Annotated in this window: 27 protein-coding genes and 1 tRNA gene; 7 read left to right on the top strand and 21 right to left on the bottom strand. The window is 66.7% G+C overall.

Going from position 1 to position 26,816, the window contains the following annotated elements; genetic code table 11:
- Positions 1-62: 62 nt before the first annotated feature.
- Entirely contained in the window at positions 63-527 is a 465-nt protein-coding gene (locus ACZ1J6_RS22380) for a pyridoxamine 5'-phosphate oxidase family protein (RefSeq protein ID WP_134095094.1), read from the top strand.
- Positions 528-621: 94 nt separating this feature from the next.
- Here the strand turns inward: ACZ1J6_RS22380 and ACZ1J6_RS22375 are convergent, their stop codons facing one another.
- From ACZ1J6_RS22375 to ACZ1J6_RS22365, 3 genes are all read right to left on the bottom strand, one after another.
- A complete protein-coding gene (locus ACZ1J6_RS22375; RefSeq protein WP_431568697.1) occupies positions 622-1,008 on the bottom strand; it encodes a DUF2501 domain-containing protein in 387 nt (128 codons plus the stop codon).
- A 95-nt stretch (positions 1,009-1,103) separates the two neighbouring features.
- Entirely contained in the window at positions 1,104-1,511 is a 408-nt protein-coding gene (locus ACZ1J6_RS22370) for a response regulator (RefSeq protein WP_134095096.1), read from the bottom strand.
- 108 nt (positions 1,512-1,619) lie between these two features.
- On the bottom strand, positions 1,620-2,285 hold the full coding sequence (locus ACZ1J6_RS22365; RefSeq protein ID WP_243654007.1) for a sigma-70 family RNA polymerase sigma factor: 666 nt from the start codon (positions 2,283-2,285) through the stop codon (positions 1,620-1,622).
- A 544-nt stretch (positions 2,286-2,829) separates the two neighbouring features.
- Between ACZ1J6_RS22365 and ACZ1J6_RS22360 the strand changes: the two genes are divergently transcribed.
- Positions 2,830-3,624, top strand: coding sequence for a response regulator (locus tag ACZ1J6_RS22360; RefSeq protein ID WP_132261806.1), 795 nt, complete (start codon positions 2,830-2,832; stop codon positions 3,622-3,624).
- Positions 3,625-3,770: 146 nt separating this feature from the next.
- Here the strand turns inward: ACZ1J6_RS22360 and ACZ1J6_RS22355 are convergent, their stop codons facing one another.
- Both ACZ1J6_RS22355 and ACZ1J6_RS22350 read right to left on the bottom strand, forming a co-directional pair.
- The gene (locus ACZ1J6_RS22355; protein WP_314463706.1) at positions 3,771-4,148 is read right to left on the bottom strand and encodes a PilZ domain-containing protein; all 378 of its coding nucleotides are present in this window, start codon (positions 4,146-4,148) and stop codon (positions 3,771-3,773) included.
- Positions 4,149-4,243: 95 nt separating this feature from the next.
- The gene (locus ACZ1J6_RS22350; RefSeq protein ID WP_134095098.1) at positions 4,244-5,905 is read right to left on the bottom strand and encodes a CHASE domain-containing protein; all 1,662 of its coding nucleotides are present in this window, start codon (positions 5,903-5,905) and stop codon (positions 4,244-4,246) included.
- Positions 5,906-6,176: 271 nt separating this feature from the next.
- Here ACZ1J6_RS22350 and ACZ1J6_RS22345 point away from each other — a divergent pair, with 271 nt between their 5' ends.
- Together ACZ1J6_RS22345 and ACZ1J6_RS22340 are read left to right on the top strand one after the other, a co-directional pair.
- Positions 6,177-6,389 (top strand): NepR family anti-sigma factor, encoded by a 213-nt coding sequence (locus ACZ1J6_RS22345; protein ID WP_431568696.1) that lies wholly within the window; start codon positions 6,177-6,179, stop codon positions 6,387-6,389.
- A complete protein-coding gene (locus ACZ1J6_RS22340) occupies positions 6,382-7,035 on the top strand; it encodes a sigma-70 family RNA polymerase sigma factor (RefSeq protein WP_431568695.1) in 654 nt (217 codons plus the stop codon). Before ACZ1J6_RS22345 ends, ACZ1J6_RS22340 begins: the two co-directional genes overlap by 8 nt.
- Before the next feature lie 164 nt (positions 7,036-7,199).
- Here ACZ1J6_RS22340 and ACZ1J6_RS22335 read toward each other — a convergent pair whose 3' ends face one another.
- The 4 genes from ACZ1J6_RS22335 to ACZ1J6_RS22320 all read right to left on the bottom strand — a co-directional run bounded on the left by ACZ1J6_RS22335 (position 7,200) and on the right by ACZ1J6_RS22320 (position 9,780).
- Positions 7,200-8,066 (bottom strand): NAD(P)-dependent oxidoreductase, encoded by an 867-nt coding sequence (locus tag ACZ1J6_RS22335; RefSeq protein WP_431568694.1) that lies wholly within the window; start codon positions 8,064-8,066, stop codon positions 7,200-7,202.
- Positions 8,067-8,196: 130 nt separating this feature from the next.
- On the bottom strand, positions 8,197-8,799 hold the full coding sequence (locus tag ACZ1J6_RS22330) for a superoxide dismutase (RefSeq protein WP_132261797.1): 603 nt from the start codon (positions 8,797-8,799) through the stop codon (positions 8,197-8,199).
- Positions 8,800-9,116: 317 nt separating this feature from the next.
- A complete protein-coding gene (locus tag ACZ1J6_RS22325) occupies positions 9,117-9,404 on the bottom strand; it encodes a hypothetical protein (RefSeq protein WP_132261795.1) in 288 nt (95 codons plus the stop codon).
- Positions 9,405-9,510: 106 nt separating this feature from the next.
- On the bottom strand, positions 9,511-9,780 hold the full coding sequence (locus ACZ1J6_RS22320) for a GlsB/YeaQ/YmgE family stress response membrane protein (protein WP_054439274.1): 270 nt from the start codon (positions 9,778-9,780) through the stop codon (positions 9,511-9,513).
- Positions 9,781-9,975: 195 nt separating this feature from the next.
- Here ACZ1J6_RS22320 and ACZ1J6_RS22315 point away from each other — a divergent pair, with 195 nt between their 5' ends.
- Both ACZ1J6_RS22315 and fahA read left to right on the top strand, forming a co-directional pair.
- Positions 9,976-10,728 (top strand): TonB family protein, encoded by a 753-nt coding sequence (locus ACZ1J6_RS22315; RefSeq protein WP_431568693.1) that lies wholly within the window; start codon positions 9,976-9,978, stop codon positions 10,726-10,728.
- 85 nt (positions 10,729-10,813) lie between these two features.
- Positions 10,814-12,130 (top strand): fumarylacetoacetase, encoded by a 1,317-nt coding sequence (fahA, locus tag ACZ1J6_RS22310; protein WP_431568692.1) that lies wholly within the window; start codon positions 10,814-10,816, stop codon positions 12,128-12,130.
- A gap of 69 nt (positions 12,131-12,199) precedes the next feature.
- Here fahA and ACZ1J6_RS22305 read toward each other — a convergent pair whose 3' ends face one another.
- From ACZ1J6_RS22305 to ACZ1J6_RS22295, 3 genes are all read right to left on the bottom strand, one after another.
- Positions 12,200-13,123 (bottom strand): NAD-dependent epimerase/dehydratase family protein, encoded by a 924-nt coding sequence (locus ACZ1J6_RS22305; RefSeq protein ID WP_431568691.1) that lies wholly within the window; start codon positions 13,121-13,123, stop codon positions 12,200-12,202.
- Positions 13,123-14,253, bottom strand: coding sequence for a glutamate 5-kinase (gene proB, locus ACZ1J6_RS22300; protein WP_314463717.1), 1,131 nt, complete (start codon positions 14,251-14,253; stop codon positions 13,123-13,125). Before proB ends, ACZ1J6_RS22305 begins: the two co-directional genes overlap by 1 nt.
- Before the next feature lie 130 nt (positions 14,254-14,383).
- Positions 14,384-15,343 carry a DMT family transporter gene (locus ACZ1J6_RS22295; RefSeq protein WP_465128046.1) on the bottom strand — a complete coding sequence of 320 codons (960 nt, stop codon included), beginning with the start codon at positions 15,341-15,343 and terminating at the stop codon, positions 14,384-14,386.
- Positions 15,344-15,504: 161 nt separating this feature from the next.
- On the opposite strand from ACZ1J6_RS22295, the gene ACZ1J6_RS22290 reads away from it, so the two are divergent.
- Entirely contained in the window at positions 15,505-16,833 is a 1,329-nt protein-coding gene (locus tag ACZ1J6_RS22290) for a family 1 glycosylhydrolase (protein WP_431568689.1), read from the top strand.
- Between the two features lie 10 nt (positions 16,834-16,843).
- Here the strand turns inward: ACZ1J6_RS22290 and ACZ1J6_RS22285 are convergent, their stop codons facing one another.
- The 9 genes from ACZ1J6_RS22285 to ftsZ form a co-directional block, all read right to left on the bottom strand.
- Complete coding sequence (locus ACZ1J6_RS22285; RefSeq protein ID WP_431568688.1) at positions 16,844-17,773, bottom strand: alpha/beta hydrolase; 930 nt, start codon at positions 17,771-17,773, stop codon at positions 16,844-16,846.
- 143 nt (positions 17,774-17,916) lie between these two features.
- A complete protein-coding gene (gene obgE, locus ACZ1J6_RS22280) occupies positions 17,917-18,972 on the bottom strand; it encodes a GTPase ObgE (protein WP_132261783.1) in 1,056 nt (351 codons plus the stop codon).
- Positions 18,973-19,133: 161 nt separating this feature from the next.
- A tRNA-Ala gene (locus tag ACZ1J6_RS22275) sits at positions 19,134-19,209 on the bottom strand.
- Positions 19,210-19,430: 221 nt separating this feature from the next.
- Complete coding sequence (locus ACZ1J6_RS22270) at positions 19,431-20,126, bottom strand: hypothetical protein (RefSeq protein WP_132261781.1); 696 nt, start codon at positions 20,124-20,126, stop codon at positions 19,431-19,433.
- 163 nt (positions 20,127-20,289) lie between these two features.
- Positions 20,290-21,030 carry a Bax inhibitor-1/YccA family protein gene (locus ACZ1J6_RS22265; RefSeq protein ID WP_132261779.1) on the bottom strand — a complete coding sequence of 247 codons (741 nt, stop codon included), beginning with the start codon at positions 21,028-21,030 and terminating at the stop codon, positions 20,290-20,292.
- 147 nt (positions 21,031-21,177) lie between these two features.
- The gene (locus tag ACZ1J6_RS22260; protein WP_132261777.1) at positions 21,178-21,987 is read right to left on the bottom strand and encodes a pyrroline-5-carboxylate reductase family protein; all 810 of its coding nucleotides are present in this window, start codon (positions 21,985-21,987) and stop codon (positions 21,178-21,180) included.
- Between the two features lie 282 nt (positions 21,988-22,269).
- Positions 22,270-22,776, bottom strand: coding sequence for a type III secretion system chaperone family protein (locus ACZ1J6_RS22255; RefSeq protein ID WP_243654004.1), 507 nt, complete (start codon positions 22,774-22,776; stop codon positions 22,270-22,272).
- Positions 22,777-23,011: 235 nt separating this feature from the next.
- Positions 23,012-25,078 (bottom strand): SPOR domain-containing protein, encoded by a 2,067-nt coding sequence (locus ACZ1J6_RS22250; RefSeq protein WP_431568687.1) that lies wholly within the window; start codon positions 25,076-25,078, stop codon positions 23,012-23,014.
- Between the two features lie 150 nt (positions 25,079-25,228).
- Positions 25,229-26,779, bottom strand: a complete 1,551-nt coding sequence (gene ftsZ / locus ACZ1J6_RS22245; protein WP_431568686.1) for a cell division protein FtsZ — start codon at positions 26,777-26,779, stop codon at positions 25,229-25,231.
- Positions 26,780-26,816: the final 37 nt, after the last annotated feature.

The raw sequence follows: 26,816 nt of genomic DNA, 5'->3' as shown, positions 1-26,816 counted from the left end.
GGTACGGGAACATCCGGGGCTTTGGCGGCGTTGCTTCGTTAACAACCAGGAGGAGACCTGCCATGGAAAGCCACGTCCGCGAGAGGTTCTGGAAAGCCTTCGCCGCCAGCCCGTTCATGATGATCAAGCTCGATGCCGCACATGGCCATGCCGAGCCGATGACCGCCCTGCTCGACAAGGAAGCGCACCACGCCGTGTGGTTCTTCTGCAAGCGGGACAACCGCATCGGCGCCGGCGGCCGCGCGATGGGCCAGGTCATGACCAAGGGCCACGATGTATTCGCCTGCGTTTCCGGCACACTGGTCGAGGAAACCGACCGCGCCGTGCGCGACAAGCATTGGAGCAATGCCGTGGAGGCATGGTTCCCCAACGGCAAGGACGATCCCTCCATCGTCATGCTGCGTTTCGAGGTCGACGATGCCGAAGTCTGGACTTCGGACGTCGGGATCACCGGCCTGTTCAAGCTGGCGACCGGCGGTACGATCGATCCGTCAAAGGCTGGCGAGCACGAGGTAGGCGCGGTCTGAATCCCTCGTCGATCGCGCGACCGAGTGCTCCCGGGGGGCGCGAAGGCCAGCCCCTTCGCGCCCCTTCTCGTGTCCGGCCGTAAGGGTCAGGGCGTCAGAGGAAGGATCGGGACTGCTTGAGCACCATGTTGCACACGGTCTTGCGAACGGACTTGGGCGCCTTGTCCAGAGAATAAGGCGCCTTGCCTGCGCTGATGAGGTTGCCCGAAGTGCCGGACTGGTAGTCCTCCGATTGCTGGGACACCTCCGGCTTCTTGGAAAGCTGGCCGAAGACGGAATTGCCCTCCACCGAATCCACCAGCTTCTGCTTCATGCAATAGCTCAGAACACCCGCGGCATTGCCTGCGCCGGTGGAAGCGACATCGGGCAAGGCCGAGCTGCCGATGGCGCCAGGATTGATCTGGCTGGGGATTTGCGCCTGCGCGGTGCCAGTCAGCACGGCGAGTGCGATGAGGGGGAAAGTGTAGCGGCGAAGCGTCATGGTCGGCTCCCTGCAAAAGGCCTGGGACCGAAACGGTCCCAAGCCTTGCGGCCATACCATACCCTATCCCCGCCGTCAGGCAGGAAGCATCCCCATCAGGCGCGAAGCAGCGGTTCCAGTTCGGCGGGACGGGCGTGGTCCGGGCAGTCTTCCATCGCGTAAGCGATGGCGGAGAGGATAGCCTGCCGGGAAAACGGCTTCTGGACGATGCCCACCGCGGTCTGGGCCGGCTTGTCGATCTGGCCGGGATTGGCGGTCACGTAGATCACGCGGGCGCCGAAGCGCAGGGCGAGATCGCGCGCCACGGCCGGGCCGGTGAGCCCGTCGCGCAAGTTGAGATCGACCAGCGCAACATCCGGGGCTTCCCCGAATGCCGCCACGGAGGCGGCATCGGGGAAAGTGCCCAGGACGGCGTGGCCGCCGTCCGAAAGGATGTCTTCGAGTTGTAGCGCCACCAGAAACTCATCTTCGACGATGAGGATCTTGGCGGCTGCCTGTATCATCGCGCCCAAGACACTGTTCCCAAAGACTCAGGCCGTGAAAGCGAGGGCCTTGAAAGCGAGGGCCTCGAAAGCAAGCGCGTTGTAAGCGACCGGGGGGCCGCTGCGGCGTCAGGCTGCGATGGCATCCCGTTCGTCCACGTTGGCGATCTTCACCAGTTCGGCGAAGAAGGCGTCGATTGCTTCGCCGGTGAGGACGAAGTTGTGGCGGAAATCGGGAAGCTGGCCCGACTCGATCACCTTCGACAGCATCGCGCGGGCGCGGCAGATGCGGCTCTTCACGGTACCCAGGGCAATGCCGCAGATACGCGCGATTTCCTCGTAGGAAAGATTGCCGGCAGCCACGAGGATCAGGGCCTCGCGATAGGTTTCCGGAATGGCGGTGAGTGCACGAAGCACGTCCGCCAGTTCGACAGCGCTTTCCTGGCTGGCTTCGGCGCGCAGGATGCGTTCCGCCGCCAGTTCGTCGTACTCGCCGTGGAAGCGGGCGCGGCGGGCTTCGCTATAGAAGTGGTTGCGCAGGATCGTGAAGGTCCAGGCCTTGAAGTTGGTGCCCGCTGCATAACGCTCGCGTGCGGCCCATGCGCGCAGCATGGCTTCCTGGGCGAGATCGTCGGCACGATCGCGGCAGCCGCAGAGGCCGCGGGCGAATGCACGAAGATGCGGCGCCACTTCGGCAAGCGCGCGCTTGAAATCCCGGTCGCTGAGGGCTGCCACTGGCACGGCCACGGCCTTCACTGTTTCGGTGCCGGCGCTGGTTTCGGTTGCTGCGGACATTGCGTTCCCTCCTTGGCTGACCACGTTTCATGGTCCGTCGAATTGGCAAACGCGACTAATGCACACAAAGTTCCCGAAGAGTTCCGCAGACACGCAGCAGCGACGGTTTTCTACGTTCGATACAAGACAGAACGAGCCGGATGCGCGATCTTCAGTGAAACCCGCGAGTTGGCAGCCTCGATGGTCCAGGCTCGGCAACTCGCAACCGCAGGTCACATCCACGGCAGCCAGTGCAATTTTTTTCGTTCATCTTGGGAACATCGCCGGCCCGTAAACTTTGAGGCCTCCGTCCACTCGAAAGTGAACGAAGGCCTCCGGGATCGGGTCACCACCGGTTTGCGGGGGGTGGGGGAGCCAGTGGTGATACCGAGCAAACGAGCGACCCTCGACTTGGTTCCCGCGAATGCTGGCTTTCGGAGAAAAATTTTGAGGTTGCCCTGCACCCCTTGCGGCGTCAGAAATCGATGACTGGTCGGGAGGGGCGCGGGCCACCGATACGATGAAGAACACAGGAAGATGACTTCCCACGATCCGAGGAATTTCAATGTCCGTCTCTGATCAGATCGCCATGCAGCTGCCCTATCTGCGCCGTTACGCACGCGCGCTGACCGGCTCGCAGCAGTCGGGCGATACTTACGTTCGCGCCACTCTGGAAGCGGCCCTGGCCGACAAGCTGCTGCGCGAGGATATCGCCCGCAGCCGCGCCGCGCTCTACGCCGCCTTTACCCGCATCTGGGCGACCGGCCATGTCGAGGAGCCCGGCCTTTCGGGCGAGAGCGGCCAGCACGAACAGGCGGCGCAGACCCGCCTCGCCACGATTGCGCCCACCCATCGCCAGGCCCTGCTGCTGACCACGGTGGAAGAATTCTCGCGTGAGGATACTGCCCGCATTCTTGCGGTTTCGCCCGAAGAGGTCGATGCCCTGGTTGCCCAGGCGATCCTCGAGATCGAGAGCGAAAGCACCACCGACGTTCTCATCATCGAGGACGAGCCGCTGATCTCCATGCAGCTCGAAGGCCTCGTCAGCGAACTGGGCCACCGCGTGGTCGGCACTGCCGCCACCCATGCCCAGGCGCTCGACATCTTCGAACGCTCGCCTGCCGGACTGGTGCTGGCCGATATCCAGCTGGCCGATGGCAGCTCGGGCATCGAAGCGGTGGAAGACCTGCTCAAGTTCGGCGACGTGCCGGTGATCTTCATCACCGCCTATCCCGAACGCCTGCTCACCGGCGAGCGTCCGGAGCCGACTTACCTCGTCACCAAGCCCTTCCAGGAAGCGACCGTGCGCGCGGCGATCAGCCAGGCGCTGTTCTTCGGTTCGAGCAAGCCGCTCGGCTGAACCTGTTCCAGACTTCGGCGTCGCGCCCGGCCCAGCGGCCGGCGCGGCGCTGACGCGTTCAGGCCGCTGATACGGGCTCGACGCATGAAACATACCGGCGCGGGTGAAGGGCAGTCGCCCTCCCGCCCCCGCCGCTTATCCGCTCGTCACACCCGAGGCGCGCTTCTGCGCTCCCCTGCGTCCAGCGGCGGCAAAGTCCGGCCGAAACGGTCGCGCGGGGTCTGCTCGTCGAACGAGAGCGGCGGCGGCTGGAAACCGAGGTGGCGCACGACCGCCTCGTGGATCGGCGCCAGGAACCGCACGCCGGCGCATCCCCCCACTTGCCAGACGACTTCCCCCGGCACGAGCTGGTCGCGGCAGAGATCCAGCTCCAGCCGCGTTCCCCTGCCGGGTCCGTCCTTCGGAAATTCCAGCATGCAGCCACCGGCCGACAGGTCGTAGAGGAAAGCGCTCCCCACCGTTTCCCCGTCCCGGCATTCGATCTTCTTTTCGACGATGTGTCGATCCCAGCTACGCGCGTCCATGTCCCACCTCCCGGATGAACGATTGTTCATCCTAATCGGCATTCACCTAAGTTTTGGTGAAAATGCCGAAAGACGACATGGAGTACCGGCGCGCGCTATTTGCGGTCGGTCCTCAGCGCGAATTCGCGGCTGGCGCGCACCGGCACCTTGAGGCGGCATTCGACGCCTTCCGGCTTGAAGCGAAGATCCACTTCGGACTTGAGTTCGTGCGCGACGATCTTCTCGATGAGGTCGCGGCCGAACCCGCGCTTGACGGGTTCGCGCACGGGCGGACCGCCCTCCTCGCGCCAATCGAGTTCGGCCAGATCCGGGCTGACCAGCACCCAGTTGACGTGAATACGCCCGCCGCTGCTGCTGAGCGCGCCGTACTTGGCGGCATTGGTCGCCAGCTCGTGAATGGCCAGGCCCAGCGACATCGCGTCGTTGGGGGCCAGGCGGATCTCCGGGCCGGACAGCTCGACGTGGCTTTCGTTGCCCTCCATGTAAGGCGCCAGTTCGGAGCGGACGACGTCGCCCAGGATCGCGTGAGTCCAGTCGGACTGCGAGAGCAAGTCGTGCGTGGCCGAAAGCGCCCGGATGCGGGCGGTGAGGCTCTCGGTGAAATCGTCGATGTCCGAGGCCCGCCGCCGGGTGAGCGCGGCGATCGACAGCACGTTGGCAAGGGTATTCTTGACGCGGTGGTTAAGCTCGCGCGTCAGCGAATTGCGGATCGCGGCCTGGCTCTGCAGCCATTCCAGCACCATGCGGTCTTCCGCCGCACGCCGCGTGATCAGCCGGCCGATCGCCATGACCATCAGCGAGGCCAGCGCGCCGAAGAACAGGGTGATGCGCGAGGCGGTCGACAGCACGCCGCTCTTGCGGTCGCTGATGACGACCACCCAGGTATGGCTGCCGAGATCGATCCGGCGCTCCATCTGCGGCCCCGAGGAACCCTCGGTGCGCCGTTCGGCCAGGAGTTTTTCCGGCTCCACCGCGCCGTCATAGACGCCGAGGTCGATATTGTTGTTGCGGTAGAGTTCGCTGGCGGATTCCAGGAAAGTCTCGGCGCGAAACGGGCTGAACACGAAGCCCTTCACCTGCCCGCCGGAGCGCGGCGCGATGACGGGCATGTAGATGAGGAAGCCCGGCGTCTGCTTCCTGTCGCTGACGTCCTGGACCAGGTGGACTTTGCCCGAGGCAACCGGCTTGCCCAGCTTGATCGCCCGCTCCATCGCCGCGCGGCGAACGTCCTCCGACAGCATGTCGTAGCCCAGCGCGGCACGGTTCGTGCCGTCGTCGGGTTCGAGATAGACGATTGGCGCCAGATTGCGCCGCGAAACGTCGGGACGGGGATAGACCAGGAAGTCCGGTCGGTCGCTGCCCTGGATCGACAGTTCCAGGTTCGAAAGGCGGTCGGCCGGCACCAGCGGTGCCCAGCCCATGCCCAGCGAGCCGTAGAGATCGCCCTTGCCCTGAAGGTCCTCCGCGAAAGAGCGGAACTGATCGGCACTGACGTTTTCCTGAGTCGCGAAGAGCGCGGCCCCGGCGCGTAGCAACGCAATGTTCTCCGTGGCGCGGCGCTGCAACGCCGAAGCGATCTCGGTAAGATTGCGGTCCAGTTCGACCTGCCGCGTCTGGCGATCGGCCCGCTCGATGGCCATGACCGAAACCGCCGTAGTGATCGAGGCGATCACGAACAGCAGGAACGGCCAGCCGCGTGGGTACTTGTGGAACCACGCCTGTTTCTGAACCCTGTCCAGCAGGGCTTGGTCAATCACCGGAAATCCACGCCATTTCAGCCGAGCCGAATCACTTCTCAAGAGCATTGCCATGCTCCGGACCATTCGCAAGCCAGCCCAGGACAAGACTTCATAGCAGAGGGAACCAAGACAGGCCTCGATTGTTCCAACGAAAACGACGTTCGGTTGCCTTGCCGGCGATAGGACAGCGATCAGGTGTGCCATCGACGGCGTTGCAACGCGGTTGCAGCATGACTCTTGACCCGCTCCCCGCCAGCAAGCAAGTGTTCAGGTTGCGATGGAGTCAAAGTTGAATCAATCCGAAGGACATGGCGCCGACCGCCGCGTCGCCCCTGGAGGGGGTGATACGGCAACGCCTGGGCTACCGCCGGAACTCCGCAAGGACGGCGAACCGGGCTGGGCCGGAGGGTTGAGGAAGCTTTACAACTCCGTGGTGGACGAACCGCTTCCGGACAGCTTCAAGGATCTTCTCAAGAAGCTGGACGGGGCGGACGATGCCTGACGCCAAGGCTTCCTTGCCCGGCCGGTCAGGCGCCGAAAGCCCACCCCACTCCCCCACCCCGCCCGAACCGACGAGCACCGCAAAGGAACCCGCGGCAACGCGCGTCGATCCCAGCATTCCCCGGCCCGAGGACGATGAGTTCCGCCGCGAACTCCTGACCGTGCTGCCGCATTTGCGCGCCTTCGCCCGCGGCTTGTCCGGCCGTCCGGATTTCGCGGACGACCTCGTGCAGGAGGCCGCGATCAAGGCCTGGACCGCGCGCGACCGCTACACGGCAGGCACCAACATGCGCGCCTGGACTTTCGCGATCCTGCGCAACCACTACTTGTCCGAGCTGCGCAAGAGCAAGCGCCAGACCGACCTCGACGAAGGCGCGGTGGAGCGGATGCTGGTGATGGAGGCCGATCAGGAAGGCCCGCTGCATCTCGGCGACATGGAGACAGCCCTGCAGAAGCTGGCCCCCGAGCGGCGCGAGGCCGTGCTGCTGGTCGGCGCCTCGGGGTTCAGCTACGAGGAAGCGGCCCAGATCGCCTGTTGCCCCATCGGCACGATGAAAAGCCGCGTCGCTCGCGCTCGCGCCGACCTGGCCCGCATGCTGGATGGCGAGGCCGACCTGCTGGAAGTGGGCGAGCGCCGCAAGGGCTGACGGCCCCATCGGCCGGACTGGCCGAGATTGCTCCAACCCATGTCGTGCCTGGGGCTCGCTGGCCGCGAAAGTTCCGTTGAACGTCCACCGCAATGATCTGGCTCGGCAGCCGCGAGGGGGCCAATCGCTCTCCCTCGCGGTGCCGTCTCGCCTTGCCGGAAGCCTCAGCCCCGGGCGGTGTCGATGGTGTGTTCGGCCATGACGGCCCAATCGCGGTCCGCATGGCCGGCCGCAATGGCCTCCCCCATGCGCGCGTGCACGGCATCGAGCATCGGCAGGCTGCCTTGCGTGCCCGGAGCGGTTTCCGCCGCCAGTTCTCGCGCCAGGCGAAGGTCCTTGAGGCCGAGCACGGCCTTGAAGCCCGGTTCGTATTCGCGCGCGGAAATGATGCCCGAATAGTTCTGATAGACCCGGCTGCCGAACAGGGTGCCCAGGATCAGCTCGAAGAACTTCTCGCGCGGGAGGCCCTTGCCTTCGGTCAGCACGACGGCTTCAGCCATGCCCTCGATGGCCATGGTGATCATCATGTTGCAAGCGATCTTGGCGGCATTGGCCACCGTGGCGTCCTCGCCCATGTCCCAGACCTTGCCGGCGATCGCCGCGAAGACCGGCTCCAGCCGCGCGGCATGTTCGGCGGGACCGCCGAGGATCACGTTGAGCTGGCCCGCCGCCGCCACATCGGGACGGCCGAGCACCGGCGCCGAAAGATAGCCCACGCCCGCCGCCGCATGACGCTCCACCAGTTCGCGCGCGAAAGCGACCGAGATCGTGGAGCACACGAGGTGGATGACGCTTTTCGGCGCTGCATCCAGCACACCGCTGTCCAGCAGGACCTGCCGGATGGCCCCGTCCTCGGAGAGCATGGTCAGCACCGCGTCGCCGGTGAAGGCCTCTGCCGGGGTGGCAACCATCTCGACGCCGTCCACCGCGCCGCCCGAACGATTCCACGCCCGCACCCGGTGCCCTGCCGCCGCCAGGTTGCGCGCCATGGCGCTGCCCATCGCGCCCAGACCGATGAAGCCGATGTCCATATTCAATTCCCGAAAAAAGGAGGAAACAGGTGTGCCGGACATGCTGCGGGCCGGATCGCGCCTTTCAGCGGCGACCCGGCCCGTTTCAGCATGTCATGTCACCCCGCGCATCGCTGCGCGAAGCGAGAAATCAGGCCGGATAGGTCCAGGCCGTGCCGCGGTCGAAGTTGTCCGACGCGAACTTCCAGTTGATGAGGTTCTCCAGAACCGTCTTCACGTAGGCCGGGCGCTTGTTCATCTGGTCGATGTAGTAGGCGTGCTCCCAGACATCGATGGTGATGAGCGGGTTGACGTCGGTGGTGATCGGCGTGCCCGCATCATGGGTCGAGATGACCTTGAGCTTGCCACCGTCCACGACGAGCCATGCCCAGCCCGAAGCGAAGTGATTGACGGCTTCGTTCGAGAGCGCTTCGAGCAGCGCGTCCAGCGAACCGAAGTCGTTGGTGATCGCGGCCAGCAGGCTTTCGCTCGGCGCGGTCTTTTCCGGGCTCAGCGAGTGCCAGTAGAAACCGTGGTTCCAGGTCTGGGCGGCATTGTTGAACAGCGGGCCCGAAGCGAGCTTGGCGATTTCCTCGACCGACTTGTCGGCGTTGTCCGTGCCTTCGACGGCAGCGTTCAGCTTGTCGACGTACGTCTTGTGGTGAGCGCCGTGGTGAATTTCGAGCGTCTTGGCCGAGATATGCGGTTCGAGCGCGTCCTGCGCGTAGGGCAGCGGCATCAGCTGAATGGTCATGGCTGTCTTCCTGTTTCAGGTTGTCAAAGGCTTGGACCTGCACGCCCACCTTGGCAGGGTTGGACGGCACGTCATATGGGACGTCGAACTTTCGGGGGCTATGTCTGCCCTCTTGCCCGACAATTCAAGCATCTATTGGCGGCATTTTGATTGCACGGCCGGATAGTTTCGCTTCGCACCGGGTGCCTGTGCCTTCCCCTTGCCCAGGAAAGGCGACACCGGGAAATGGGCCTGACGAAAGGAGCCGGCCCAACGAAAGAAGGATGGCGGAACCCGCCATCCTTCCTGTCTTCTTGCGATGAGGGTCGCGGAACGGATCAGTGCTGTTCCTTGATCCGGTCTGCCTTTTCTTCCAGCGCGTCCGACTTGGCCTCGCCTGCCGCCTGGACGGCATCGGCCTTTTCATCCACGGCCTCGGAAGCAGCGCCGGTCATCTGGTCCGCCTGGTCGCGCATGGCGTCTGCGGCGGAGTCGGACGACTGCTCGACCGCGTCGGCCTGCTGCTCGGTGGCATCGTCCGCCTTGTTGTTGCAGGCCGCGAGGCCCAGCGAACCGGCAGCGACGACAGCGATCATGGCAAGACGCGAAGTGTTGATGGCTTTCATGTCAGGCTTCCTTATCCCTGTTGAAAAGGGCGCGTTCGGGGTTGGAGGACGCGCCAGCCTCCTTGGCGACTTATGAGAGTCGCAACCTACCGTTTAGCCGCCAATCTTAGCGAATGGAACCGCGACGGAAGAGGTTCACGATCGCCAGAAGGACAACCGCACCCAGGAACGAAGCGAACAGCGACATGATGTCGAACGCACCGCTGGTGATGGGCGCACCGCCGATCAGCGGGGTGATGATGAGGCCCGCGATCAGGGCGCCGACGACACCGACGACCACGTTGAGGAAGACGCCCTGCTGCGCATCGGTGCGCATGAGGATCGAAGCGAGCCAGCCGATGACGCCACCGACCAGGAGAATAAGAAGTAGAGTCATTGTTGCTTCTCCGAAATTGTCTCGTTGGCGGAATAACGATGATGTCGAGCCATGGTTCCGCAACATGTGATCGTCCTGCCGCAGCACAGGCGATTCGTCGGCACCGTTCGCCACTTGCGGGACCTTTCGCAGGCGCGACTTGTTTTCCCGGCACCGGGGTTGGCCCGGTGGGTCTCGACGGGGAAGGAGCAGGTCTTGCACGCACCGCGACGCGACAGGTGGGTTTCCGCACTGGCATCGGCCACCGTCGTCGGTGCCGGGCTGGCCGCCCTGGCGTTCGGGCTGGGCGTGGACCTGCCGCAGCTTCCTGACCGCGCTGCGCTGACGGCCATGGTGACCGTGCCGGATCGGCCGCCTCCCACGCCCACACCGACGCCCACCCCCTCACCGCGCAAGCAAGAGTCCGCCGCAGCGCCCAAGGCCGCCCCTGCGCCCGAGGGACGCAGGGCCAGGGCCGTGCCCCTGGTCGTGCCGCCGCCGCGGATCGTCCTGCCCGTTGCCCCGCCGATCATCGCCGCGCCGCGCCCCGGACAGGGCGCGCAATCGTCCCAGGGCACGGGAAACAGCGGATCCGGCCCCGGTGCGGGCGGCGCCGGGAGAGGCAACGGCGGCGGCGGCCAAGGCGGCGAGGGATCGGGCGCGAATGCCGGCGTGGCGCAATTCCCCCGCCAGACCTCCGGACGCCTCCACTACTCCGACCTGCCGCCCGACTTGCGCAAGTCCCGCAGCGGCGGCGACATCACGGTACGCTACCGGATCGGGACGGACGGCCGGGTCAGCGGCTGCACCGTGGTTTCCTCCAGCGGCCGACCGGACCTCGACGCCGGCACCTGCCAGCGCATCACCGAACGCTTTCGGTTCCGCCCGGCCCGCGACGCCCGCGGCGATCCGGTGCCTTTCGTCATGACCGAGACCCATGGATGGGACGATGTCCAGGAAGGCCCGTGACGCGGCCTGTGCGACCGGCTAGTGAAGCGCTCCCATCGAGAAACGCGCGTCACGGACGCCCAGCACCAACGGAAGAGGTAAGACCATGGCCACGATCGACGAAACCCATGACCGCGCTCTGCGCTCCTGGGTCGAAAGCGCGAACGGCCACGGCGATTTTCCGATCCAGAACCTGCCCCTCGGCGTCTTCTCGCGCCGCGATGAAGCTGCCCGGGGCGGCATCGCCATCGGGGACATGATCCTCGACCTCGGCGCGCTGGCCGCCACGACCCTGCTCGAAGGCGATGCGCTGGACGCCGCCCGCGCCGGAGCCGGCGAAACGCTCAATCCCCTGCTGGCCCTGGGTGCCGGCCCGCGCCGCGCGCTGCGCCGCCGTGTCTCCGCGCTCCTGGCCGAAGGCGCGGCCGAGCGCGCGCAAGTCGAAGCGCTGCTGGTGCCGATGGCCGAAGCCACGCTGCACCTGCCCGCGCGCATCGCGGACTACACCGATTTCTACGTCGGCATCCATCACGCCACCAATATCGGCAAACTGTTCCGCCCCGACAATCCGCTGCTGCCCAACTACAAGCACGTTCCCATCGGCTATCACGGCCGTGCCTCCACCGTACGGGCGAGCGGCGCCCCGGTGATCCGCCCCAACGGCCAGACCAAGGCGCCCGATGCCGAAGCGCCTGCGTTCGGCCCCATCGGACGGCTGGATTACGAATTGGAACTCGGCGTGTGGATGGCGCAGGGCAACACGCTCGGCCAGCCCATCGCCATCGACGCGGCGCTCGACCATGTCGCCGGACTGACCCTGCTCAACGACTGGTCGGCGCGCGATGTCCAGGCCTGGGAATATCAGCCGCTCGGGCCGTTCCTCGCCAAGAACTTCCTCACCACCGTCTCGCCCTGGATCGTGACCATGGAAGCGCTCGCCCCGTTCCGCATGGCCCAGCCCGCGCGGCCCGAAGGCGACCCGCGCCCCCTGCCCTATCTCTGGAACGAGGCCGACCAGCGCGAGGGCGCGCTTGCGCTGGACCTCGAAGTCAGCCTCAGCACCCGGACGATGCGCGACCAGGGCCTGCCCGCCCAGCGCCTCAGCCGCGGCCCGGCCTGCAACATGTACTGGACGATCGCGCAGATGGTGACGCACCATGCATCGAACGGCTGCGAGATGAACCCGGGCGATCTGCTGGGCACCGGCACGATCTCCGGCCCCGAGGACGGCTCGCAGGGCAGCCTCATGGAGATCACCCGCTCCGGCCGGGAAGCCCTGACCCTGCCCACCGGCGAAACGCGCACCTTCCTTCAGGACGGCGACGAACTGGCGCTGTCCGGCCGCTTCGTGGCGGAAGGCGCCGTGTCGATCGGGTTCGGGGCCTGCACCGGGGTGGTGCAGCCGGCGATGGCCCTGAACTAGTGCGGCAGGGTTTGCCGGGGTAGCGCCACAACCGGACTACCTCGGCGCCGTTCGATTACCGGGATCCGCTCAAAGCCAGTCGTTCGCGCGGTACCACTCGGCCGTGGCGCGCAGACCGTCGCGCGTATCGATACGCGGCTCCCAGATCGAGGCCGGCACCCCCGCCCCCGCGCTGACCACCCAGTCCGGGTGGCTGAAATAGGCCGCGCGGTCGGCGGTCATCTTCGCCCCGTCGCCGCGCAGGAACTGGTCCACCTTCGCCGCCTTGCGCAGCGCTCCGGCGGAAAGCGACAGTACGCGCGCACGGCGGCCGACGGCTGCACCGATGGCGCGGGCCATCTCGGCATTGTCCCAGCCGTGGACTTTGCCGTCGTCCGGTTCGAACAGCTTGCCGGTCACGTCCTCGCCGCCCGGAACCAGCGCCACCAGCAGGCGGGCAAGGTCCTCGACATGGATCATCGAGGCGCTGCCGCCCTTGGGCACCGGCACGAGGCCCCAGCGCGCCGCGCGGAACAGCTCGAACATTTCCTTGTCGCGCGGGCCGTAGATCGCGGGCGGGCGCACGATGGTCCAATCGAGCGGGCTGGCGCGCAAGAGCTTCTCGGCCTTGGCCTTGGAGGCCCCGTAGGCGGAGAGCTGCGGTTCGCGCGCGGAGAGCGAGGAGACGAATACGAAGCGCCGGATGCCCTTGGCCACGGCCGTCTCGATCAGGTTCAGCGTCCCGGCGACATTGCCCGCTTCGTATCCGGCCGGGTCGGGCGCATTGACCACGCCGGCAACGTGGAGGATCGCCTCCGCCCCGCGCGTCAGTTCGGAAAGGGAGCCGGTGTCGCGCAGTTCGCCGCGCACCCAGGTGACGTTCGGGCGCGGCTCCTGTTCGCGGCGGGCGAGCGCGCGGACATCGTATCCGGCGGCAACGGCCTCATCGAGCAGGCTCTGGCCAACGAAGCCGGTGGCGCCGGTCAGCGCGATGGTGGGGCGGTCGAGTTCCATTACTTCAAGACAAGCTGATCGCGATGCACGACGGATGAACGGGGCGCATAACCGAGCACTTCGGCCTGCTCGCTGGAGTGCAGCCCGCGGATCGCGGTGCATTCGCCAGCGTGATATTCGGAAAGGCCATGGGCCAGGACCCGTGCCTCGGGGTCGACGATGGCTACCGGGTCGCCGCGTTCGAAGGCTCCCTCCACGCGCGTCACGCCCTTGGCCAGCAAGCTCGATCCCCGCAGCAGGGCAGCGGCTGCCCCGGCATCGACGTGGATGCTGCCCTTCAGCCGCAGCCGTCCGCCAAGCCAGGCCTTGCGCGCGCCGGCCCGGCGGCGCGGCAGGAACAGTGTGCCGATGCCCTCGCCGATGATCCGCGCGACCGGGCGTTCATGCTGGCCATTGCCGATGACGAGGCAGATTCCGGCCAGTTCCGCGATCTCTGCGGCCTGCAGCTTCGAAACCATCCCGCCCGAGCCCATGCCCGAATTCGATTCGGTACTGGCCATGGCGTGGACCTCGCCGGTCACGCCTTCGACCACCGGGATCATCCTGGCACCCGGCTCCCGCGGATGGCGATCGTAGAGCCCGTCGATATCGGAGAGCAGCAGCACGGCGCTGGCCTGCGCGGCCTGGGCGACGCGCGCGGCAAGGCGGTCGTTGTCGCCGAAGCGGATTTCCTGCGTGGCGACCGAATCGTTCTCGTTGATCACCGGCACGGCCCCCGCATCGAGCAGCCGCGTGAGCGTGGCCGTGACGTTGAGGTAGCGGCGGCGGTCTTCAAGGTCTTCCAGCGTCAGCAGCATCTGCGCGGCAGTGAGGCCGTGGCTGCCGAGCAATTCCGCCCAGAGGCCGGAAAGCGCGATCTGACCGACGGCGGCCGCCGCCTGGGCATCGGCCAGCGAGCCGCGCCCGCCCTTTTCCAGGCCGAGCGTGGCCGCGCCAAGGGCGATCGCGCCGGAGGAAACCACGATCACATCCTGCCCGCGTGCGCGCGCCTCGGCGATTTCCGCCACCAGCGCCGTCAGCCACGCGCGCCTTACGCCCTCTTTGCCGACGAGCAGCGCCGAGCCCACCTTGATGACGAGGCGGGGGGCAAGGGCTCTGTCGGAGAGATCGGAAAGACGCGATACAGGCATGGAGGCAGTGCCTCTAGGACAGTTGCCGCCCGCTGGAAAGCGCTCGCTTGCGAAAGCGCTACGCCCCGTCCCGCCACGGGAACGGCGAGACGCCCGGATCAATCAGGCCGGATCGGTCAGGACGGGTCGATCAGGCCGGGTCGATAAGCACCGTCTGCGCCCGCCGCGCCTTTCGGGCCTTGAAGATTTCGTGACCGCTGACCAGCAGGATGCCCGCCAGGACCATCAGCGCACCGGCGATGAAGGCCGCGTCCAGTCGTTCGCCCAGCAGAACGACCCCGAACAGCACGCCGAACAGCGGCGTCATGAACGAGAGCACGCCCAGTCGCGAGGCCAGGTAGACGCGCAGGAGTCCGAACCAGACGAGCAGGCTGATCAGCGACATGAAGACCACCTGGAACACCATGCTCACGCCCAGCAGCACGGTCGGCCGCGCATATGTCTGCCCGGTGCCGACCGCCAGCAGCCCCAGCAGCACGAAAGCGCCGAGCAGCTGGTAGAGCGTGGTGACCGAACTGGGCGCCTGCGAGAGCCGGGAGAATCGCAGCGTCAGCGTCGTCGCGCCCCAGGCGGCGCCTGCGCCGATGCCCATGAGGTCCCCGATCCAGGCCGAATCGCGCCGCGGGCCGTCCGCTCCGCCGCCCAGGAACGAGACCGCGACGCCGCTGAAAGCCGCGGCGATGCCCAGCCATTGCAGCGGGCTCAGGCGTTCCTCGGGCACCCGAAAATGCAGGCCGAGCGCGGTGAAGATCGGGGCGGTGTAGAGGAAGATGCCCATGTGCGAGGCGCTGGTGAAGCGCAGCCCCTCGCCCATGAACAGATATTCGAGCGCAAAGAGCGCGCCGATCGCCAGCCCCGCCTTCCATGTCCCGCCGCGCAGGGCATGTCCTTCCTTCCGCATGAACACCAGCGCGGCGATGAACAGGGCCGCGATGCCCGAGCGCAAGGAAATCTGAAGCACCGGCGCTATGTCCGGAGCCGCTGCCTTCAGCGCCGTCTGCTGCATGCCCCAGATCGCGCAGAGGCCGACCATGAGCAGGGCCGCACGGCCGTCCACGGGTTTGCGCGAAAGAGGCTGGTCGATGTCCATGATCCGGCCCTTAGCGCCCGCGCCGGGGTGGCGGCAGTCCCTTTTTGTCGCGGCCATTCTCTCAGGTCCGACGATGCGGGTTCCATTTTAGATTTATGGTTCTAATTTTACATTTTTGGCCGATTCGAAACGAAACCGGCGCGAACAGGGAGAAGAACCGCGTGATCGACCGCCGAACCATGCTGGCCGCCACGGCCGCCGGGGCCACGCTTGTGAGCACCTCCACCCTGGCGCGCACGGCCAGGCCCGTCGATCCCAAGTTCCCGGACGGCTTCCTCTGGGGCGCGGCAACGGCGGCGCACCAGATCGAAGGCAACAACGTCAACAGCGATGTCTGGGCCATGGAGCACGCCAATCCCACGGTCTACATGGAACCCTCCGGCGACGCCGCGAACAGCCTGGCGCTCTGGCCGGTGGACCTCGACCTGGTGAAGGGCCTTGGGCTCAACACGTATCGCTTCAGCCTGGAATGGGCGCGCATCGAGCCTGCCAAGGGCCAGTTCTCGATCGCCATGCTCGATCATTACAAGGCCATGATCGAGGGCTGCAACGCGCGCGGCCTCAAGGCGATGGTGACGTTCAACCACTTCACCACGCCCGCCTGGTTCGCAGCGCAGGGCGGATGGTCCCATGCCGAGGCCCCTGCCCTTTTCGCCCGCTATTGCGATCGCGCAGCCCGCCATCTCGCCGCGGGGATCAGCCATGCCACCACCTTGAACGAGCCCAATCTCAGCGGCTTGCTGGACGTTGTGCTTCCCGGCGACATCGGGCCGCGCCTGCTCGGCGCGGACAAGGCCATGCAGGAAGCCGCCGCCCGCGAGCATGCCGTCGCCCGCTTCCTGCCCGGCAATCCGCTCTACGTCGCTGACCCGGAAGTGGTGCAGGGCAACCTCCTGGCCGGCCACAAGGCCGGGCGCGCGGCGATCAAGGCCGTGCGGAGCGACCTGCCGGTCGGGGTCAGCCTTGCCGTGATCGACGATCAGGCCGCCGGCCGCAACAGCCTGCGCGATGCCATGCGCGCCAAGCTCTACCTGCCCTGGCTGGAGGCCGCGCGCGGCAACGACTTCGTCGGTGTGCAGAACTACGAGCGGACCGTCTGGAACGACAAGGGCCGCCTGCCCCCGCCCAGCGGCGCGGAAACCAACGACGCCGGCTCCGAAATCTACCCGGCATCCCTCGCCGGCGCGGTGCGCTATGCCCATGCGGTCAGCGGCGTGCCGGTGGTCGTTACCGAGCACGGCATCAATTCGGCCGACGACACCAAGCGCGCGCGGCTGATCCCGGCAGCGCTGGGCGAACTCAAGCGCGCCATGGACGATGGCGTGCCCGTGCTCGGCTATATGCACTGGTCGCTGGTCGACAATTACGAATGGGTTTTCGGTTACAAGCCGCAGTTCGGCCTGCACACGCTCGATCGCACGACCTTCAAGCGCACACCCAAGCCCAGCGCTGCCGTGCTGGCCGCCATCGCCCGGCGCAATTCGCTCTGAGGAAGAGGCCTCAGCCCGCGGGCGTGGTGGGCGAAGGTGGTGGAGGCGACGGTGGTGGGGGCTGGGCCCCCTCGATCATGAACCACGGCGTCCCCCCGCCTTCATAGGGCGGCGCGGGATAGAGCCAGCGCAGCGCGTCCTCCGCCGCATGGTGATAGACGGTGGCATGCGAAGCGCTCTTGCTGAAATCGTCGTAGCGCAAGGTGACGCGGTCCGCCGGCTGGCTCTCGAGGAATGTGCGCAGCCGATCGATCCCGTCCTGCATGGTCCCACCCTCGTCGCCCACCGCCAGATAGAGGCGGGCCTTGGCAAGCCCCTTCACGCCGGCCGTCCGGTCGAGGTGAGCGAGCGGCCGGCGGTCGTCCCACCAGAGGCTGGGGCTGATCGCCACATAGTCGGCGAAAAGCGCGGGTTCGTTGAGCAGGGTATCGACCACGAAGAGGCCGGCCAGCGATTCACCCATGATCGCGCGGCGCTCTCCGGTGCGGAAGCGTGCTTCCACGAAGGGGATCACCTCCTGGCGCAGGAAGCGGCGAAAGCGATCCGCCCCGCCGCTTTCGGGAAATGCGGAGAGGTAGCGGGGATCTGTGGGCCGCGACGTCAGTTCCGCGCGGCGGTTCCTGGTTTGCACGCCGACCACGATCATCGGGCCATAGGTCCAGCTCAGCGAAGCAAGGTTGGCGAGGCCCGCGATATGCTGGAAGTCCTGATCGAGCGCGCCGTCCAGCAGGTAGACCACCGGATAGCGATCGTGCGACGCCGCGTAGCCGGTCGGCAGCCAGACGTTCACTTCGCGCGTGTCGCCCAGCACCGTCGAAGGGAGGCTGTAGCTCGTGCCGATCTCGATCGGACGGCTGGCGACCGGAGCGGGCTCTGCCGCAGCGGCGCGAAGGGGCGACAGGAACAAGCCCGCCGCCAGTGCCATGTGCATGATCTTCATGGCAAAGCTGTAGCCGGAGCGAGGCCCGGCGCCAACTCAAACCGTCACGGCGAACGACCCGGTGCCTCCGGGTCGGATCGCCGAAATCACGGCGCCGCCGTTAATATGCGGGCCGTCAATATGGGGGCGTCAAATAGCCGAGATCAAATCGGCGACCAGGGCTTGTCGTCGGATTCCTCGCGCTCGCCTTCGGGACGCTCGGTAACGGTGGCCGCGGGAAGGTAGTCGATCACCGCGTCCAGCAGCTTCGACATGCCCTTGCCGGTCGCGCCGGAGATCGGGAAGACTTCGTCCGCCCCGGCCTTCAGCAGTTCCTTGGCATAGGCCGCGGCCAGATCGTCGTCCACGAGGTCGATCTTGTTCAGCGCGACCAGGCGCGGCTTGTTCTCGAGATCGCCGCCATAGGCCGCCAGCTCTTCCTCGACGACATGCATCGCTTCCACCGGATCGGTGTTCGAGATGTCGATGAGGTGGACGAGCACACGGCAGCGTTCGATATGACCCAGGAAGCGGTCACCGATGCCCGCACCATCGGCGGCGCCAGCGATCAGGCCCGGAATGTCGGCCAGCACGAATTCGCGATTCTTGTGCATGACGACGCCAAGCTGCGGGCGCAGCGTGGTGAAGGCATAGTCGCCGACTTTCGCCTTGGCGTTCGACAGCTTGTTGATGAACGTGGACTTGCCTGCGTTCGGCATGCCGACCAGGCCGACGTCGGCCAGCAGCTTCAGGCGCAGCCATACCCACATTTCCTGTGCGGGAATGCCGGGCTGGTGCTGGCGCGGAGCGCGGTTGGTGGAGGTCTTGTAGCTGGCATTGCCGCGACCGCCCATGCCGCCTTCCATCAGCGTCACGCGCTGGCCGGCCTCGGTCAGGTCGGCCAGGACCGTTTCGCGATCCTCGTCGTCGACGATCTGGGTGCCGACGGGAACCTTGATGACCAGGTCCTTGCCGGCCGCGCCATTGCGGTTCTTGCCCATGCCGTGGCCGCCGCGGGGAGCCTTGAAATGCTGGGTGTAGCGGAAATCGATCAGGGTATTGAGGCCCGCAACCGCCTCGAACACGATGTCCGCGCCCTTCCCGCCATTGCCGCCGTCGGGTCCGCCGTACTCGACGTACTTCTCGCGCCGGAACGAAACCGCGCCGGGGCCGCCTCCGCCCGAACGGATGTAGATCTTGGCCTGGTCGAGAAAGTGCATCTTGTATGTTTCCGGCGCGTTCAAAGACGTTCAAAGGCGAAGGGACAGCGGCAGAGCCTTATCCGTCCATCGCAGATAAACAAAAAACCCGGCCATGTCGCGTCAAACGCCTCATGCCGGGGTAGACCCGGGCAGACCCGGATCGCTTCAGAATTTCATACTGGTGGAGCCGAGGGGGATCGAACCCCTGACCTCGTCATTGCGAACGACGCGCTCTCCCATCTGAGCTACGGCCCCGTTCCAGTATTTTCGCTGGGACGACAAGCGCCTTCGCGAGGCGTCCCCTTAGCGAAGTGCTCTTCCGCATGAAAGAGCAAAAATGCACCGGGCCGAGATTCGATTCCCGAGATCTGGCACCCGAGACTCGCCCTGAATTCGGCCGGAGAACTGGCCCTGTCAGGTTCGGAGCGAGGCAGGATCGCGGCCTTGCGCGCCCCTGCCCGCTCGTCCCTTCGGGCTTACCGCGAGTAGGCCTGCTGGCTCACCGTGGGCGCTGCCGCCACCGGCGTCGTGCCCGAAGGCGCGCTGGCCGAGGCGCCCGCGCCGTAGCGCGCTTCCCAGGCGGCCAGATCGGCGCGGTACTGGTCGTAGCTGTTGAAGAACTCCTTGAAGGGAGCCTCCGCCTTGGCAAGCCCGCTCACCGCGAAACCGTCAAGCTGACCGGCCGGCACGGCCTGGAGGTCGACCGCGAGACCCATCGCCGCGTTGCAGAGCGCGGGAACGACGGGGGGCAGCGCGAAGAAGTTGTAGACCTGGGTCTGATAGGCTTCGCGCTCGCGGACGGACTTGGCGCCGAACCGCGACTTGAATTCCTTGTCGAGTTCCTTGTTGGCCGCCGTCAGGCTCTTGACGTGCTTCTTCAGGAAGTCCTTGTAGCCCGCCAGGATCGGCTCGTACTGCGGCCCGACGCAGTTCAGCGCCGCGACGTTGTAGGCAGAGCGCAGGTTCCACAGGGACTGGGCAGCCGAGATGCCCGAATTCACCGTGCGGCGCGAACCGTCCACGGCCAAGACCGGCACGATCATGTTCGGCGCGGCGCCCAGCGGCGGCATCGGCCGCGGCGGGATCACCACCACGGGCGGCGGCGGCGGCGGCGCAACGGCAACCTCCTTGGGTCCGCAACCGGACAGCATGGCGACGAGCGAGCCCGTCATAATGGCAAGGCCGCGCAAAAGGCCTTTTTTCTTCAGGTTTACCACCCCGGACACTCCAGTTCTCACGATGGCCGGGATTCTATCTCGTCTTGACTCCAATGAAAATGCCCGGTGCGACGAATCGCACCGGGCATGATCGTTTCATCCGTCAAAAAACGGTGGATTAACGGCGATCGCCCAGGAAGCTCAGCAGGAACTGGAACATGTTGATGAAGTCCAGGTAAAGGCTGAGCGCGCCCATCACCACGGCCTTGCCGAGGAACTCGGTGCCGCGAAGCTGTGCGTACTGGTTCTTGAGCATCTGCGTGTCATAGGCGGTGAGGCCGGCGAAGATCAGCACGCCAAGCACCGAGATCGCCAGCTGCAGCACCGTCGAACCCACGAAGATGTTGATCAGCATCGCGATCAGAATGCCGAACAGGCCCATGATCAGGAACGTGCCGAAGCCCGAAAGGTCCTTCTTGGTGGTATAGCCCACCAGGCTCAGACCCGCGAAGGCCGCAGCCGTTGCGAAGAAGGTGGTGGCGATCGACGTGGCGGTGAAGGCCAGGAAGATCGTCGACAGCGACAGACCCATGACCACGCAGAAGCCCCAATAGAGCATCTGGAGGGTCGAGGTCTTCATACGGTTCAGGCCGAAGTTCATCGCCATCACGAAGCCCAGCGGGGCGAGCATGATGACCCAACGCAGCGGGGTGGTCAGCACCTGCATCGCCATGCCGGAGGAAGCGAACAACAGCGCCACGATGCCCGACAGCAGCACGCCCGAGGCCATGTAGTTGTAGATGGACAGCATGTAGCTGCGCAGGCCCGCGTCATACGTGGCCCGGCCGGCTTCGCGTCCGTCAAGGCTCGGAGACGCACCGAAGCCCGTGCCGGGCTGGGGGTCGTTCCAATTCGCCATTTCAAACTCCCTTTCACAGGCGCTTGCGAAATGCGGCACCCGTACAGGCACGAATATCTGCTGTCCGGCCTCCGAATTCAAGGAAAACCGGCGGATCGACTTTGTGTCAAAATGTAAAGACTGTCGGAACCCGCCGGAATACGGCGATCAGGCCTTGCGGGCCTCCGCGGCCATTTCGGCATTACGGTCGCGCGAGGCCGCCATCGTGGCCGCAATCAGGCGCGTCAGGGCGTCGTCCGCATCGAGCACGTTCATGCCGGCGCGGGTCGACCCACCGGGGCTGGCCACCTTGTCCGCCAGTTCGCCGGCCGAGAACGGCGAGGCGGCCGCGAGCTGCGCCGCCCCTTCGACCATGGCCAGGGCAAGCCGCTGCGACTGCGCCTCGTCCAGCCCGAGCGACACGGCCCCTGCCGTCAGCGCGTCGATGAAACGGTAGACGAAGGCGGGGCCGCAGCCTGCCAGCGCCGTGACGGAATCGAACAGCGCCTCTTCCGCCAGCCACTCCGGGGTGCCGAGATGGGCCATCATCGCCGTGACCGCTGCGCGCCCCGTCTCATCGAGACCACGCGAATCCAGCGCGATCGGCGACTTGCCGATGGCGGCGGCAAGGTTGGGCATGATCCGCACGACGGCGCCCGCCGCGGGGAACCGCGCGGCAAGGCTCTCGAACTCCACACCTGCAAGAATCGAGAAGAGCGTCGTCTCGCGCCCGACCAGCGCGCCGATCGCCGGGGCGGCCTCATCCAGGCCCTGAGGCTTGATACCCAGCATGACCACGTCGAAGCGACCTTCGCGCGGCAGTTCGCCGAGCAGGGTCACGCCCTCGGGCGCTTCGGTGCGCTTGGGATCGACGATGGTGAAACGCGATGCGGCGATGCCGCCCTTCAGCCAGCCCTCCAGCATGGCGCCGGCCATATTGCCGCAGCCGACGAGAAGGATGTTCTGAAACCGCTCCATGTCATTCCCCTTGCGCGAGACCTTGCGACGTCCCGGCGCCTAGAGCGTTTGCCAAGCAGATGGGATCACCTGATTGCTCGGAAAACGCGGCAAACCAAAAACCTGCGGCGACAGGGCCGACGCAGCAGGATCGGATCCCGCTCTAAGGGAGCGACGGCACACTGCCAAGGGCCAAAGCCCGACAGACGGGCCATCCACGCCGAACCTGCACTGACCGGCGCCGGCATGGCAGTCCCGCCCCCATATCCTTGCGCCAGCGCTGTCAGCGCCGGCGCAGCGGGGTCAGGCCTCTCCCGCCGCGTCGATCATGGCTGCAGCGAGCGCCTCGGTCGGGGTCTTGTCGCCCCAGAGGATGAACTGGAACACCGGATAGAAGCGGTCGCATTCCTCGATCGCCGCCTCCACCACGGTCTGCGCCTGGCCCGGACCGAGCAGGCCTTCCTCGCCCAGCATCAGCCCGTGGCGATAGAGCACCACGCCGCTGCTGGACCAGGTGTCGAAATGGCCGACCCAGAGCTGCTCGTTGATGAGAGCCAGGGCCTCGAACATGGCCTGCCGCTTGCTGTCGGCGATGCGAATGTCCGGCAGGCAGAGCAATTGCAGCACACGGTCTTCCGCGCGCCAGATCGCCTGGATCTGATAGGTCGCCCAGGCGCCCTTCACTTCGGCGGAGATCTCATCCTCGCCCGAGTGCTCGAACGCCCAGTCGCGCGCTTCGAACAGCGACGCCAGCATCTCGATCGGGGCGGACTCGTCCTCCCGGCTGATGTCGTCCTGTACCTGCCTCATGATTTCCGACATTTGCCCTCCGCGACGCGACGAGCCATGGATGCTTTGCCTGGGGGGGCAAGCACAATCCGGGGCATGCGATCGCCTGAGCAAAACTGCACAAGCCTGTTCACAGGATGTGGATAAGGCCCGCCGCCCCGCCATTAGGACAGTTCGAAGTCACCCGGATTTGCTGGACGCGGCCCTCAGGCCCGCTTTACGCATAGGGAAACGGGCCGCCTCCGCGACCCGCCCGTCACTTCGCCGAAAGCGCGTCGACGACCTGCCCCGCCGGACTCGTCCAGGGAAGCGCGTCGTTGAAGCCCTGCTTCTTCGCATCGGCGATGAAGCTGCCGGCCGCCTTCTGCGTCTCGAACGGACCCACGAGGATGCGGTTGGTCCGCCCCATGTCGCTGACATAGGGTTCGTGGCCCTTGAACAGCGCGGGCGACTGCTTGAGGTAGCGGCGCCAGTCGAAAGCGATGGCAGCCTTGTCGCGGCCCACGCCGATCTGCACCCAGATCCGGCTGGGATGCGACGGCGGCGCAGGCTTCTTGGCCTTGGCGGCGGCATCGGCCTTGGCCTTCGCGGCAGCCTTGGTCTTGGCAGAGGCCTTGTCGTCTTCCGCCTTGTCATCGGGCTTGGTCTTGGGGTCGAGCTTGGCCTTGGGGTCTGCCTTGGCTTTCGGCTCGGGCACCTTGGGTGCTTCCGGTTCCGGCTTGGGAAGGTCGATCTTGGGCGGCGCCGGACGTGCGGGCTCTATCTGCCGCATGTCGACCGCGCCCGAGGCCGGCATGATCTGCATGGTTGGCTTGCCCAGATCCGCGAAGATCTGCTCCAGCGAAAGCTGCTGGGCGTTCGGTTCCGGCGGCGCTTCCGCCACGGGCGGCTTGGCCGGCGTGGCGGCGAGCGGCGCAACTGGCGCACTCGGCGTGGCGGCGAGCCCGGGCGCGGGTGTCGCGGGTTTGGAGACAACGGGCGACGTCGAGGGCGCCGCGGCAGGCTGACCCGCCGGAACCCGGGCAAGGTCGAAACCGGGGCTTGCGGCGGCCGTAGGCGGCGCAGAGCTACTCCGCGCAGCCAGCGAGGCGGCAGCCCATTCGCGCGTCACCGAGGTCGAGGCAGGCGCGGCCGTTGTCGTCGCGGGCGGCTTGGCGCTGACCGGGGCGGGTTGCTCCGCCTTCGGCTTCACGGGCGGCAGTTCGCCCGTCGGCGTATCGGCGCGCTCGATGGTCGGCATCGGTTCGGGCGGTGCGACCCGTGCCGGCTCTGCCGCCGCAGCGGGCGCCGTGCGCGTGGAGGTCGTCCGCCCGCCGCCGATGCGATAGGGATCCGCCGCGGCCACCGATGTGCCGCCGGTCCGCGGGCCGGCCTTTGCCGGTTTCGTGCTGGCCTTGGCCGTGCGGGACGTGCGGGTAGCCGCAGTGCTGCCGCTGCCCAGGGCCTCGCCGCGCGGAACGAGATTCGCGTCCGCGCTGGCAAGCCGCGTCGGCGTGTAGGCCGCGATCCGGGCATCGTCATGCCCGATTTCCGAAGCGCGCGGGAACTTGCCGAGATTGGCCGCCGCCGCCTGCTGCGCGCGGGTGAGACGCGGCATGTAGCGCAAGTAAGGCGCGATGTTCTGGGCCAGTTGCGGGGGCAGGATCGTGTTCGAGACTTCCACCGCCTGCTTGGCGTCGCCCGCGATCGCCAGCGAGAAGGCGCGCGTACGCCAGCCCGGTTTGTCCTGCTTGCGCAGCAGGGGCATGATCGTCGTTTCCGATGCCTGGGCATCGCCGGAAATCGCCTGGCTGATCGCCAGTCGCATGCGGACATCCTCGTCATTGGCACCGCCGAGCGCCAAGGCGTAGTAGCGCTGCGCGGCGGCGTTGTCGCCGACGAGGTCGTAGGCAAGGCCGCGGTCTGCCGCCAGCTGCGTGGGGCTGGCGCCCGCCTTCTCCGCCTCGGCGAACAGCGGCAGCGCGGCAACGGGATCGCCGCTCTGCGCCAGTGAGGCGGCGAGCCCCGCCTTGACCCGCGCATTGCCGGGCGAAATTTCGTCGGCGCGGCGATAGAAGCCGATGGCGGCGTCGAAATCGCCCAGCTTGCGCGCCGCATCGCCCGCGTCGAGCAAGGCGGAGGTGTCCCGCGGATCGCGCGCCAGTCGCGACAGCGCGGCGTTGAGCTTCAACTGGTCGGCGCTCGGCAGCGCTTGCACCACCGGCGCAGCGATGGCTGCGGCCGGGAGGACGGCGAACGAGAGGGACGCAGCGGGAACGACCAGCGCTACATGCACGGCGGCCGAGGCCAGCCACTTGCTCGAAACCCTCTGACGTACCCGCAAGACCCGAAAAACCTCTCAAAACGCGCAAAGGCCCGACTGGAATCGGGCCTTTGCTGGAAACCGATCGGCCGCGTCTATGTCGTCCGATTCATGAACCTTGCGAAAACGGGAGGCGACGGCCGCAAACCGGCCGCCGCCCGCCCATTTTCATTACTGGTTGTTCTGGCGCCCCAGGAAACGGGGGATGCTGATCGAGCCGCCATCATCGTCATCGCCCGCCGGTTCGGCCGGGGCCGCCTTGGGACGCGAAAGGCTGGTCATGCGCTCGAACAAAGTGCTGCCACCGCCGACCGGGCGCGCCGGTGCGGGATCGGCCGGACGCGCGCGGGCGGGTTCAGCGGCTTGCGGCTGCCCGCCGCCCAGCAGGAGTTCGTCCTGCTGGCGCTGGCTGGCGGCCTGCGGAGCCGGCTGATGCGGGGGCTGGGCCTGCGCCATCGCGCCGAGATCGAGCGGTTCGGGACGCGCGCTGCGAAGGCCGGTGTAAGCGGCCGGGGCCTCCTGCTCGACTTCCTCGCTGGCGCCGAGTTCCAGTTCGAACGGCTGGTCGGCCGACTCGGCAGCCGGCGTCGACAGTTCGAAGGGCTCGGAAGCCGGAGCGACCGGCGCTGCGGCGGCCGGAGCGGGCGTGACGAGCGGCGTCGGTGCGCTGGGCACCGGGCGCGACACCATCGGACGCACCGGGCCGCGCGAGGCGCTGAGGTTCAGCGGACGCGAGGCGATCTCGGCCATTTCCGTGGTCTGCTCGATGCCGGTGGCCACTACCGAAACGCGGATCTTGCCCTGAAGGTCGGGGTTGAAGGCCGAGCCCCAGATGATGTTGGCGTCAGGGTCGACCAGTTCGCGAATGTGGTTCGCGGCTTCGTCGACTTCGAGCAGCTTCATGTCGTCGCCGCCGATGATCGAGATGATCACGCCCTTGGCGCCCTGCATCGACACGCCGTCGAGCAGCGGGTTCGCTATGGCGCGTTCGGCCGCTTCGAGTGCGCGGTTCGGGCCTTCGCCCTCTCCGGTGCCCATCATCGCCTTGCCCATTTCGCCCATGACCGAGCGGACGTCCGCGAAGTCGAGGTTGATGAGGCCCGGCATGATCATCAGGTCGGTGATCGAGCGAACGCCCTGCTGAAGCACTTCGTCGGCAAGCTGGAAGGCTTCCTTGAACGTGGTTTCCGCCTTGGCGACCAGGAACAGGTTCTGGTTCGGGATGACGATCAGGGTATCGACGTGCTTCTGCAGCTCCTCGATGCCCGAGTCCGCCGAACGCATGCGGCGCGTGCCTTCGAACATGAAGGGCTTGGAAACCACGCCCACCGTCAGCACGCCCTTTGCGCGCGCGGCCTGCGCGATGATCGGCGCCGCACCCGTGCCGGTGCCGCCGCCCATGCCGGCGGCGATGAAGACCATGTGGACGCCGTCAAGCAGACGTTCGATCTCTTCGATCGTCTCTTCCGCCGCAGCGCGGCCCACTTCCGGACGCGCACCGGCGCCGAGGCCCTGCGTGATTTCCGGGCCGAGCTGGATGCGGGTTTCGGCGATCGCGTTGTTGAGCGCCTGCGCGTCGGTATTGGCGACGACGAAGTCCACGCCCTCGATCTGGGCCTGGATCATGTTGGCGATGGCGTTGCCGCCTGCTCCGCCAACGCCGATGACGACAATACGCGGACGAAGCTCTTCGATCGCCGGCGGTCCGATGTTGATGCTCATTTCGATCTCCTGGCAGGCACGTGCGCGAAGAAATTTA

Source organism: Novosphingobium sp. BL-S-21, from assembly GCF_055521655.1.
The sequence above is the reverse complement of the archived record's forward strand: the minus strand, read 5'-3'. Positions and strand labels throughout refer to the sequence as shown.